The sequence below is a fragment of the uncultured Apibacter sp. genome, from assembly GCF_946479295.1.
In the GTDB taxonomy this organism is placed as follows: Bacteria; Bacteroidota; Bacteroidia; order Flavobacteriales; family Weeksellaceae; genus Apibacter.
This window is the reverse complement of record NZ_CAMLFD010000005.1, coordinates 92,486-105,777: the sequence shown is the minus strand read 5'-3', so window position 1 is coordinate 105,777 and position 13,292 is coordinate 92,486. Positions and strand designations below refer to the sequence as shown.

Genomic DNA, 13,292 nt, shown 5'->3' with positions numbered 1-13,292 from the left:
AAAACAATGAAAAAATTCGGTTACTTGACAATTATTTTATTTCAGTTAGCTGCATTTTACGGCTGCTCGAAAATAACTAAAAAAGAAACTGCAACTGTTATTGCTCCTGAAAATGTTATGAATGTAGCTGCTTCTAAAAAAGCAAAAGCTAAAATTACCGGTGAACAAAGTGAGGTTTCTATTGCAAATGAAAAGATTAATGTATGGAATATCATTTATAGAGATGATAAAGGAAACTTACATTCTACAATTATCAGAAAAATGCCAGAGGATAAGAGCAAGATTGGTGATTCTTTATCTATCTATTATGATGAAACCAACCCTATGTCCCTTCCTATTTACGAATATCAATATATTGAACTGAGTAAATAAAATTTGATACTCAGTCCTATATAATAACACTTTAAAAATCTTAATTGATAAGTTATAAACCTTTTTGATCGTTTTATGGTAAAAAGATTTTATGCAATTATTTTTTTTATTTTATCCCTTGGGATAGGAAAAGCTCAGAAACTTGCTTCAACCGATAGTATAAAAAATATAAAAGTAATTGCTTTTTCGGATTTAAAGGAAATCATTAAAAAGAATGATGACAAACTTTTAGTTGTAAATTTTTGGGCTACTTGGTGCATGCCTTGTGTGATGGAAATTCCGACATTTATGAAAATAAACGAAAAATATAAAAATAATGTGGGTTACAAGATGGTCTTAATTAATTTAAATCAGGTAGAAAATATAGAGTTTGTTAAAAAATTTATTAAAAAATATTCCATAAGTACTGAAGTCTATCTCATAAATGATCTTAAAAATATTGAGGAATGGATTCCTTCAATAGATCCTTCTTGGGCAGGTAGTATACCCGCAACAGCTTTTTATAAGAAGAGTATAAAAATTTTATTCAAAGAACGGTCACTTAATGAAAAGGAACTTGATTCTATAATCAATCAAAATTTATAATTATTTGTATTTTTTAATTTCACAATGTATTAATTTACCCAATTTATCTGTTTGAGGTATTAAAATACAACAATAACTCTTCCTTGTATCAAGTTAATGTTTTCTTTATTCCCGTAATTATTATAAACTCCTAAATTGACATTCGAATAATTAAGCTTAAAACCTATATATTTATTTACATAATAATTTAAGGCTACCGATACATCACTCATCCTTCCTCCTTTTAAAATTTCCGTTTGATAAACCCCATCATTAAGATCCGTATGATCATATCTTACTGCCATTTCAAGAGTTTTACCATCTGGTCTTTTCAATCTTCTGTCTCCTAAATTATATCTATAGGTCTTATCTCCAAAAATTAACACACCGGATTGTATGTAGAATCCACCAGCATTATACGAATGATAATATTTTTTTCTATTAACATGTAAGTTATAATATTCTCCCAATAAAAAAATGGGTCCTGTAGTAGCAAGTAGCTCTGTTACAAATCGGTATTGATCTTTAACATTAGTAATTGTGAAATCTAATGGTTTCTTTTTTTCAACCTTAGTAATAAGATCACCAGAATAATTCATTATTCTTTTGGTTTTATTATTATCATCTAAACCATCACGATTACCGGTTCTATATTCTCCTGAAATTCCTAGATGTAGAATATTACCGTTAGAGCTTAAAGGATCATAGGAAAATTTACTAACGCAAGCGTATCCTTGATTTCCTTCTTTACTGTTGGAAAGAGCATCATTGTCAGAATAGAATCCACCGCTAACATAGATTCTTTTATTCCATTTAACATAAGTTAGCCCCAGTTGTCGTCCAGACCCGAAAACTTGTGAACTCGATGCGGGAGTCATAAATTTTTGCCAAGCTGTACTTTCCCAGTTTTCCAATCCAAGCTGCTCTCCTGCATACCCTAATTTTACCCATGAATTTTCATTAATATTATAAATTAAATGTATATCTTTAGTATTTACCTTTTTATCTGCAAAACCAAAATCTATTTTCGCATCCCATTTCTTATATTGCATTTTTGTGGTCAAACGCACATCGGATATGGTCATTCCGTTTCCTAACGTTGTTTTATCATCAAAATAAAGAGCTCCATCGAAGGCTATACGACCTCCCATTGTTACTTTAACTTTATCTTCATTATCCGGACCAGTTTTTATTTCCAATGTTTGTGAATTAATAAAATCATCTACAAAAAATAGAGATAAAATATAAAGCAAAATTTTTTTATTCATAATCAGTAAGAACATAAAATATTTCCTCTATACTATTTTTGTACAGAGGAAATAGAACGATTATTATTTCATTTTATAATCTACCGGTTTACCTATAGAACCGCTAGGCATTTGTATTTTTAATAAAGAAGAGATTGTCGGAGCAATATCAGTCATATAAACTTCATCTGAAGTACTGCCATGAGGTATTTTCCATCCCATTAATACAAAAGGAATATGCGCATCGTCTGGTCCCCAAGTACCGTGGGTACCTCCTTTGCTAGGATGATATTCCAAATCGTAAGTTCCGGCATCTAAGATTATTTGTATTTCACCTGAATAATCTCTATTATATCCATTAATAATTTTTTCTTTTATATATTGAGGAATTGTAGCAACAGCCACTTTTTTCATATCAACCGCGTATAATACACCTTTTACATCTTGAAGGTAATTGATACATTCTAATTTAAGATCTTCCAGATTTATATTCGCTTCTTTAATTGAAGTATAATTAAAGTTTACTTGATAATTATTAAAATTTCTAACTAAATCGTCTCTTCCAAATTTATTTTTAAGATAATCATTTAACTTCTTTTCATACGGAGTTAATCTATGTAAAGCGCCTGACATCTTATTTTCATTCATAAATTTAGCATTCGGTGTAGCCGCATGATCAGCAGTTAAAAACACTAAATAATTTCCTTTTCCAACTTTTGTATCAAGATATCCTAAGAGATCCGCTATTTCCTGATCTAGCTTTATATATAAATCTTCTGTTAAAATTGAGTTTATAGAAAATTGATGTGCCATTTTATCAGGAGAAGAATAACTGATAGCTAAAAAATCAGTTTCTCCTGTTTTATTATTTCCAAGCTTCTCATTCTCTATTGCCAACTTAGCTATATCTGTAGTAATTGTATTTCCATAAGGGGTATATTGAATCAATTTTACTCCTAAAGATTTCATCATTTGAGAAGTTTTCATCGGGAATGTAAGGTTATCATAGCCTTTAAATCCAATCTCATAACTACCTAATAATTTTATATCCGGACTTTGTATATAAGTGGAAATCGGATAGGTTGGATTCCAATCTTGATTAAGATATTTCTCAGGCATATTTTTAGCATTATAATCCTTTAGCCACTTAGGTAGTTCATTCATGTAATAAGTACTGGTAATCCATTTACCACTTTTAGCATCAAACCAATAAGCTGCGTCAGCTGCATGACCTGCAGGAAGAATGCTTCCTCTATCTTTCAGTGATACACCAATTACTTTTGATCTGAAATTAGTAGCATATTTCAATTGATCTGTTACTGTAGACACTTTCAAATTCTGAGGAGACATTTTCCCAACTTTATTTTCGGGATCATCCAATCCTACTCCTTTAACCTTCGGGTCTTCTGTACAATAAATGCTTCTTCCTGTACTTTGTTCAATAAAATCATTCCCGGCAATACCATGAATTGCAGGTACCGATCCTGAATATACTGTGCTATGTCCAATTGCAGTGAAGGAAGGAATATAATTTAACATACAGTTTTCAAATGAAAAGCCTTCATTTAAAAGCCTTCTAAAACCTGCATTACCATAACGATCATACAATCGGTACAAATAATCCCATCTCATTTGATCTACGATAATTCCTACAACAAGTTTGGGCCTTTCGACCTGAGATTTATTTTGCGCCCCTAATGAAGAGTAAACTGTCATTATTGTTAGCAAAATCAGAGTAATTTTTCTTATTTTCATATTTTTATTATAAGTTCATAATCTCACAAATATGGCTTTATATATATTATATAAATTACATACTTTATTTTATGTTTTTATTTTACATATATAAAAAATAAAATAATTTTTTAGAACAAAAAAAGCATTTTTACCTAATATTTCAAAAACAAAAATAAATAAATTAATTAAAATTAATTATATTATCATAATAAGCATTCATTTACTAGTTTATTTATATGATGTATCCAAATATAAAAAAAATTATAAATTAAATTAATATTTTTTCATATTAATAGAAACACTAATTTATTTTTTAGATTAGTTTAATTAAGCCTTTAATTTTCTTAACGAAATATACTATTTATATATGAAATTATATAGTATTTTCTATTATTATAATTTATTATTAAAAAATAATAAGTAATTTTTCAATAATTGTTTACTATATCGCATAAATAAAAACATATAAGTATGAATATTTATAAGTTATCTATTTTAAAACTTGCTCTTATTTATATTAACTCTCTTTGTAAATCTTAAATAATAAAAAAGATAATTGTATAAGTACAATTATCCCTTTTTTTAATAATTCTAAATAAATCCTTTGTCTACTGATTTCAAAAATTATATCTAATCTTTAACAGGTCAAGTGTTTTTACTTAAACTTAAAAACCAGAGGAGATAAAGCTAATGTAATTGCAATGAGTTTTCATCAATATTCTTTATGAAAGTCTTCGAATGAATTCACCATTTCTAACAACGAATTGTTTTTTAATCGGTTGATCTTTATCTTTGATAAATCTATTTCTAAGATTTCATCGTAATTATATTTTGAATTAGAAAAATGGTAGTGCTTGATCATTTTTTGTGAAGGAGGAATATATTCTTAAGTATCCTTAATTAATTTTAATTCACAATTTTTAATACAATCCATTGATTGCTTAATAACTATATCAATCATTAATATCATAATCCATAACATTAAAATCTACATTATTCTAAACATAAAGATGATTTTTTGTTACAATCTTTTAATTCTCCATAGGGTGGCACATTAAGGGTTGCAAGACATTTTAATACAACTGTTGTAGTTTTGTCTCCTATATTGACGATCGTCATCGTTGGAACATGATCCTAATAAGATTGGAGCTATCCATATTTTGATTTTTTCATATCATTTATTTATGTAAAGCTTTTATTAGTTAATTTTTTACTATTAATCTTACAAAAAATCAGTTTTCAACTTACATTGTATAAAACATAACAGTTATCTATATTCCGTATGAATATTGTCGATAGATGTTTACTATATATGTCTTTTAAATGATAAATGGCATATGATATAGTCTTAGAATTTAATATTAAAGATTTTTCATCATCAGCTATCTACATGAATTTGATAAAATCTTTGTAACTGTTTATAATTTTAGTAGGACCTTCAAGACTTAAATCTTTACCTTATTAGATTTAAATAATTTTTTTAATTTAGCTCATATATATGTCTGAAATTTTCGGGCTTTTTAATAATATGGAGTGTAAATTCCTCTTATTTATCGAGAGAAAAAATTTTTCTACTTTTTTATTTCGGTAATATAAATTGTAATCTTCATTTAATATTTGATGGACTACTGGACAGCCTGATTGTGGTGTTATGGTAAAGGCTTCATCTTCTTGTAAGTTTACATTCGTAATTTTATATCCTATTAATTACGGAATATCCGACTTGCATGTTTGAAATATTGAAATGTCCTCCGGATACTCTTACAAATTTCTAATTCTTAATTCGAGAATATTCTGTGATTGATTTGAATTTGTCCTCATCATTATTGTTACATGAATAGGTTAACGTTATTGCAATAACAATAATTAATAGCTTTAATTTTTTCATATTAGTAGTATTATTTGTTTAATAGATTCCATGCTAACTTTAAAAAACAACCAGCCATTACATAATAAACATATTATTAACTTATTCCCCCTATTAACGCAACAAAATAATAACAAATAAATATAGAATATTTACATTATTTACACTAATAAAAAAGGAGAATTATATAATAATTCTCCTTTTAAAAAGTCTATTAATTTTAATTCAATTACGAAAACTATTTAATCATTTTTTTCACTTGTTCATAAACATTTTCTGGTGTAAAACCTAATTTTTGGTCTAATACTGAAGCAGGAGCAGAGTATCCGAAAGAATTCATACCCCAAATTTTACCGCTTTCGCCCACCAATCCTTCTAATGTTACCGGAAGTCCTGCGGTCAATCCGAATTTTCTTTGGCTTTTTGGAAGGATAGACTCTTGATATTCCTTAGGTTGCGCTCTAAATAATCCCTCAGAAGGAACTGAAACAATTCTGCACTTTATTCCGTCTTTTTTCAATAATTCTGCTCCTTCCACCAAGGTTGATACTTCCGAACCTGAAGCCAATAGAATTATATCATACCCTTCCTCTTCCTGAACTATATAAGCCCCTTTAGAAGCTTGTAAAGATTCATTATAACGGTCTTTTATGGCCGGTAAATCTTTAATATTTTGACGGGATAAAATCAAGGCTGTCGGTGTATGAATGTTTTCCATAGCTAGTTTCCAAGAAGTAGTCGTTTCCTGTACATCAGCCGGTCTTAAAACCAACATTGAATTACGCCCTTTATGATTTTGCAGCTTTTCCATTAAACGGATTTGTGCTTCTTGTTCAACCGGTTCATGAGTCGGTCCATCCTCTCCTACTCTGAAAGCATCATGAGTCCAAATAAATTTTACTGGTTGCTCCATTAATGCTGCAACTCGTACTACAGGCTTCATATAATCAGAGAAAACGAAGAAAGTTGCACAAGCGGGAATTACCCCCCCATGAAGACTCATTCCTACACATAAACAAGCCATTGTAAATTCTGCAACGCCGGCTTGTAAAAAAGATCCAGAAAAATCATTTTTGGTGAAGGCATGAGTCTGTTTTAAAAACCCATCTGTTTTATCAGAATTGGATAAATCAGCAGAAGATACGATCATATTTTCCACTTGCCTTGCAAGGGCCTCTAAAACGGTTGAGGAAGCCGCACGTGTTGCTGCATTTGGTTTTTGTGTTATACTATCCCAATCAACCTTAGGAGCCAATCCTGAAAACCAAATTTTCATTTTTTCTGCTAATTTGGGATTTTCTTTTTCCCATTGTTCTTTTGCTTTGTTCTTAACTTTTACAATTTCCTGCAATTCTTCTGCTCTTTTTGCATAGAGAGCCTGAACTTCGGGAAAAATAGCAAATGGTTCGTCAGGATTTCCTCCCAAATTGACAATGGTTTTGGATAAATCTCCACCGGCTTCTCCTAAAGGTTGACCATGTGTGGAAACTTTATTTTCAAAAGATTGCCCTTGCGCATCGACAGCTCCTTTTCCCATAATAGTATGTCCTATAATAAGGGTAGGCCTGCTTTTTTCAGCTTTGGCTTCATGTAATGCCTTACGGATTTCAGTAGGGTTATTTCCTTCTATGTTAATAACTTTCCATCCCCAAGCTTCGTATTTTGCCGCAACATTTTCTTGATTTACTTCTTTTACTGTGGTGGAAAGTTGAATTCCATTGGAATCATAGAACATAATCAAATTATCTAAACCTAGATGTCCGGCAATTCTACCTGCTCCTTGAGATACTTCTTCTTGTATTCCTCCATCTGAAATAAATGCATATATGGTCTGCCCCATAACATCTCCCAACCGTGCTTTTAGAAACTTTGCTGCAATGGCAGCTCCCACGGCGTAGGCATGTCCTTGCCCTAAGGGACCGGATGTATTTTCTACTCCTCGCTCTACATCCAACTCCGGATGTCCCGGCGTAACACTTCCCCATTGACGAAAATTTTTAAGATCATCCATAGTATATTTTCCTGCTAAAGATAACACGGAATATAACATAGGTGACATATGTCCCGGATCCATAAAAAATCTATCTCTCCCTTCCCATTTTGGGTTCTTAGGATCGTACTCTAAAAATTCGGAATATAATATATTGACAAAATCAGCTCCTCCCATGGCTCCTCCCGGATGTCCTGATTTCGCTTTTTCAACCATTGATGCAGCTAATATTCTGATATTATCTGCTGCTCTATTTAACGTTTTAATGTCGGTCATTTTATTTTTTATAATTTTTGGGGTTCAAATTTACGTTTTAATTACACTTGTATTCATTATTTAAAGTAATATTGTGAAAATTAAGCAATAATTTTATTAGCTTTTTTCATAATATTTTTACAAAATGTACAAATTGTTCTTATTTTACCCTATATATACTGTTTATATTTATAACAATTCTTTGATATTTTCTAAATTTAAATATTTATTAAATTCTTGGTTATAATGTTTATTATATTCTTGATTCGGATAATAAATATTTGATATTTCCATTCCCATTTTACCTTGAGCTTCAGGTAAATCCTTATATATACCTGCAACCACGGCTGCACACATAGCGACTCCTAATGCGCATGCTTCTCTTGTAGCAATAACTTTTATGGGCATTCCTATCACATCCGCCATGACTTGCATCACATAAGGTGATTTTTGAGAAATCCCTCCTACAGCAATAATTTCATTTAATTTTATCCCATTATCAACAAAACGATCAATAATGTTTTTGGCTCCATATGCAGTTGCTTCTACTAATGATTTATATACGAGAGGTGCTACACTGGATAAGGCGATTCCCGTTATGGTTCCTTTTAATTCATAATTTACATTAGGAGACCTCCTTCCGTTAATCCAATCCGTAGAAACTATATTACTATCTTTAGGCGGTATTATCTTCGCTTGTCTCGCTAAACTTGGGATCATTTCCGCATATACCTCGTCCCTTAAGTTTTGTCGTGTTTCTGGATCACCGATATTTGATTTTAGCATAATATTATCCAACGGCCACATTAATAATCTCTTAAACCAGGCATATAAGTCTCCAAAGGCAGATTGCCCTGCTTCGAACCCCACCATGCCCGGAAGAATGATATCATCTGCTTGTTGCGGAATACCCGGAACCAATTTGTTTCCTATGCTTTTGGGACCTACGGTAATGGCACAAGTAGAAGTTCCGACAATTTCCACCATAGCTTTATCTTTTACTCCTGCACCTATAGCTCCGGCATGACAATCTAAATTTCCTACAGCAATAAGTACATTTTCCGGAAGTCCTAATTTGGTTGCCCACTCCTTGGTTATTGTTCCCGCAATTTGATCACAAGTATAGGCTTCTTTATGAAAAGTATCAACTAAGCCGTCCAAAGAAGGATCCATCGTTTTAAAGAATTCATTAGGCGGATAGCCGCCCCATTCTTTATTCCACATCGCTCTTGATCCGGCAATTCCCATACCTCTTTTTATTTCTTCGGGTCTTGTAATACCGCAAAGTATAGCGGGTAGCCAGTCGCTCGATTCCACAAAAGAATAAGCCGCTTGTCTTATCTCAGGTATTCTGAAAATATGAAGTGCTTTGGTCCAAAAGTGTTCGGTTGAATAATCTCCGCATCCGGCCGATTTGGTATAATCTATATGCCATTTTTTTGAGAAATCATTTAAATACGCATTGTCTTTCTGCCCTGTATGATCTTTCCACAAAATAAACATAGCATCAGGATTTTCTGCAAATTCAGGAAGTAGTGATAAAGGCACACCTTCCTTATTTACCGCTACTGGGGTTGAACCCGTCATATCGGTGCTTATCGCTTTAACTTTTTCTGCTGCTCCCGGAACTTTATATAAAACGTCTTTGACTATGAATTCGAGAACTTCCAAGTAATCTAAAGGATGTTGTCTAAATTGGGTTTTGACGGGATTACAATATAATCCTTTTTTCCATCTGGGATATTCTTTGATAGATAAGGCTAATTCTTTTCCGGTTTCTGCATCCATTAAAATTGCTCTTCCGGAATCAGTACCATAATCCAATCCTATTACTAAATTGTTTGATAGTTGCATTTTTTGGGTTTTAGTTTGAAGTTTTTTTAAAGAGACAGAATAAATCATATTGTTTATCATTTATTCCGTATCCATATTTTTGTTATGGTTGTCCGGTTAGCTCTTTTACCTTCTCTAACCGTTTGTATTTTTCATATTCAACATTGTAATGTTTATGATTTTGTTCATTTGGATAGTAAATTGTTGATATTCCCATGCCCATTTTTTCTTGCGCATCTTCTAACCTTGAATAGATACCTGCTGTTACGGCTGCACACATGGCAACCCCCAAGGCACAGGCTTCTCTAGTAGCTATAACCTTAATAGGTTTTCCCAATACATCTGATAAAATCTGCATTACATACGGAGATTTTTGAGAGATTCCCCCTACGGCGATAATTTCATCGATTTCAATCCCATTATTAATAAATTGCTCAACAATGGATCGAGAACCATAGGCGGTTGCTTCAACGATGGATTTATATATGAGAGGGGTAGTACTTGATAAGGCTAAACCGGTTATAGTTCCTTTTAATTCATAATCTACATTAGGAGTTCTTCTTCCATTGATCCAATCGGTAGCAATAATATGACTATCTTTAGCAGGTATTAATTTTGCCTGTCTGGCCATTTCAGGAATCATCTTATCATATACCTCCTGAATTACTTTATCTTTAGTATCCTTATCTATATAATCTATCTTGGCAAATATTTCGCGTAATGGCCACATTAATACCCTCTTAAACCACGCATAGTAATCCCCATAAACTGATTGTCCAGCTTCATAGCCTACCATACCCGGAATTATTGAATCGTCTGCTTGACCGGAAATACCTGGAATTAATTTATTGTTTTCGCTTTTCGGTCCAACTATAATATCGCAGGTAGAAGTTCCTATTATTTGTACAATTGCTTTATTTCTTACTCCTGCGCCAATTCCTCCTGCATGGGCATCAATATTACCCGCAGCCACTTTAACGTTGGTAGTAAGTCCTAATCTTTCCGCCCATTCTTCTGTTAAGTTCCCTATAGTTTCAACGCAGGTATAGACTTCTTTAGAAAAAGTATCAACGATTCCATCTAAAACCGGATCCAATTCTTTGAAGAATTCATTGGGTGGATAGCCTCCCCATTCTTTATTCCACATTACTTTAAAACCGGCTGTACATATATTTCTTTTTAACTCTTCTGGTTTTTTAAGTCCGACTATAAGATTAGAAAGCCAATCGCAGGCATCTACAAAAGAATGCCCGATTTCTTTGATTTTAGGGTCTTCTCTGAAAATATGAAGCGCTTTAGCCCAGTAATGTTCGGCTGAATAATTTCCTCCTCCTCCTGCATATCTTGTATAATCGGTATGCCATTTTTTGGAAAAATTATTTATATGTTCACAATCTTTGACACCTGTATGATCTTTCCATAAAATAAACATCCCGTTAGGATCTTCAAAAAAATCTTCTCGTAAGGCTAAGGGTGTACCTTCTTTATCAACAACAACCGGAGTGGAACAGGTCACATCAATGGCTAATGCCTTTATTCTTTCTTTAGCAACGGGAACAGTATTCACCACTTCATTGACGATATACTCAAGTACTTCGACATAGTCTAAGGGATGGTGCCTGAATTGATAATTTATAGGATCGCAATACATGCCCTTTTTCCATCGTGGATATTCTTTCACGGAAAGCGCCAATTCTTTACCGGTTTCAGCATCCATTAATATGGCTCTAGCTGAATCTGTCCCGTAATCAACACCGATTACTAAATTGTTTGAAATGTTCTTCATTTTTTTGTTTATTCAGTTTGTTTGTAGTAATTATTTGTTTTTTTCTTGTCCATAATAAGCGTTTGCTCCATGTTTTCTTTCATAATGTTTATGGATCAACGCCTCTTTTAATCGCAAGGCATCAGGGTTTATTTGTCTAGTTAAATAGGCCATTTTTGCTATATTTTCCAAAACGGCACTGTTATAAACTGCTTTTTCTGCTGTCTTTCCCCAAGTAAAAGGTGCATGGCTTCCAACTAATACCATTTCCATTTCTTTATGGCTCAACTTTTTTTCTTTTAGAATGTTTATTATTTGAAAACCTGTTTGGTATTCATAATCTCCTTTAATCATCTCATCGTCCATGGGAGGAGCGCAGGGTATATCCGAAATATTATGATCTGCATGAGTTGTACCGAATATGGGTATATCTAATAAGGATTGTGCCCATGCTGTAGCATACGTGCTGTGGGTGTGTACTATTGAATTAACATCTGACCAATGTTTGTATAAAACTGCATGGGTGGGGGTATCTGATGAGGGTCTTAAATTTCCTTCAACTACTTTTCCATCAAAATCTACCACAACCATATCCTCAGCTTTTAATTTTTCATAGGGCACACCACTCGGCTTTATGGCAAAAACACCCTTATCGTGATCTGCAACACTTACATTACCCCAGGTAAATAATACAAGGTTTAGTTTTGGTAATAATCGGTTACCTTCAAATGCTTCTTCTTTTATTTGAGCATATTTTTTCATAGATTTATATTGAATGTGAATATTCTATTAAATTTCCTAATACTTCAATACTTGGCAAAACAATATCTAGTTCCGGATTTGCTTCTTCCGCATCTGCCAAAGTGGCTTCTCCGGTCAATACCAATACTCCGAATGCCCCTGCATTATGTGCCATCATCATATCGGTGTAAATTCTATCTCCGACCATAGCTACTTCATCAGATTTTAATTTTTTAGCTGACAATATACCATCCAACATTTCTTTTTGTGGCTTACCTAAAACGATATCTGGCTTTCTCCCCGTTGCAGTTTCTATAGAAGAGCAAATAGAGGCACAATCTACTAAAACTACTGGTTTATCGGTCGGACAAACTTTATCGGGATTGGTAGCTATGTACATTTTACCTTGTTTTGCCCACCAAGCTGCTCTGCATAATCTTTCATAGCACAAAGTCATATCAAAGGCTACTATCACAGCATCCGGCTCATCTTCCGCCGAATCTTCTGTAGAGATATATCCTGCCTTTTTAAATTGTTCAATCATACTGGGAGTTCCTAAAATAAACAGCTTTTTTATTTGAGGATGTTTCGATTTTAGATAATCTATGGTAGCTACAGCTGATGAATACATTTCTTCTTCTGATGCTTCTATTCCTAAACCTTCTAGTTTCTTTAAATAATCTGAAATGCTTTTAGAAGGATTGTTAGTCAAAAAAGAATAACTTACTCCTAATCTTTTTAACTGTTTTAAAAAACTGATTGTATAAGGGAATAGTGTTGAGCCGTTATAAATGGTTCCGTCCATATCTAGAGCAACGTGTCTTAGCTTTTTTATTCTTTCTAAAAGAGCATTCGGAATTGTTTTTATATCTGTGATATAATTTTCCATAAAATTTATATTTAAATGATATATAAGGCGCA

9 protein-coding genes are annotated in these 13,292 nt (G+C 32.5%); 2 read left to right on the top strand and 7 right to left on the bottom strand.

Annotated features, from left to right (window positions below; translation table 11 throughout):
• Positions 1 to 6 precede the first annotated feature (6 nt).
• Positions 7 to 372, top strand: coding sequence for a hypothetical protein (locus Q0T35_RS05430; protein ID WP_293916578.1), 366 nt, complete (start codon positions 7 to 9; stop codon positions 370 to 372).
• A 75-nt stretch (positions 373 to 447) separates the two neighbouring features.
• Positions 448 to 957, top strand: a complete 510-nt coding sequence (locus tag Q0T35_RS05425) for a TlpA disulfide reductase family protein (RefSeq protein WP_295841273.1) — start codon at positions 448 to 450, stop codon at positions 955 to 957.
• A gap of 59 nt (positions 958 to 1,016) precedes the next feature.
• Here Q0T35_RS05425 and Q0T35_RS05420 read toward each other — a convergent pair whose 3' ends face one another.
• From Q0T35_RS05420 to Q0T35_RS05390, 7 genes are all read right to left on the bottom strand, one after another.
• Positions 1,017 to 2,204, bottom strand: a complete 1,188-nt coding sequence (locus Q0T35_RS05420; protein ID WP_295841271.1) for a porin — start codon at positions 2,202 to 2,204, stop codon at positions 1,017 to 1,019.
• Positions 2,205 to 2,267: 63 nt separating this feature from the next.
• The gene (gene pafA, locus Q0T35_RS05415; RefSeq protein ID WP_295841269.1) at positions 2,268 to 3,938 is read right to left on the bottom strand and encodes an alkaline phosphatase PafA; all 1,671 of its coding nucleotides are present in this window, start codon (positions 3,936 to 3,938) and stop codon (positions 2,268 to 2,270) included.
• A gap of 2,087 nt (positions 3,939 to 6,025) precedes the next feature.
• On the bottom strand, positions 6,026 to 8,053 hold the full coding sequence (locus tag Q0T35_RS05410; protein ID WP_293916569.1) for a transketolase: 2,028 nt from the start codon (positions 8,051 to 8,053) through the stop codon (positions 6,026 to 6,028).
• 168 nt (positions 8,054 to 8,221) lie between these two features.
• Positions 8,222 to 9,886: a ribulokinase gene (locus Q0T35_RS05405; RefSeq protein ID WP_295810546.1), complete on the bottom strand. Its 1,665-nt coding sequence runs from the start codon at positions 9,884 to 9,886 to the stop codon at positions 8,222 to 8,224.
• 82 nt (positions 9,887 to 9,968) lie between these two features.
• A complete protein-coding gene (locus tag Q0T35_RS05400) occupies positions 9,969 to 11,651 on the bottom strand; it encodes a ribulokinase (protein WP_295841267.1) in 1,683 nt (560 codons plus the stop codon).
• Positions 11,652 to 11,681: 30 nt separating this feature from the next.
• Complete coding sequence (locus Q0T35_RS05395) at positions 11,682 to 12,392, bottom strand: L-ribulose-5-phosphate 4-epimerase (protein WP_293916563.1); 711 nt, start codon at positions 12,390 to 12,392, stop codon at positions 11,682 to 11,684.
• Between the two features lie 4 nt (positions 12,393 to 12,396).
• Positions 12,397 to 13,260: an HAD-IIA family hydrolase gene (locus Q0T35_RS05390; protein ID WP_295841266.1), complete on the bottom strand. Its 864-nt coding sequence runs from the start codon at positions 13,258 to 13,260 to the stop codon at positions 12,397 to 12,399.
• Positions 13,261 to 13,292 lie beyond the last annotated feature (32 nt).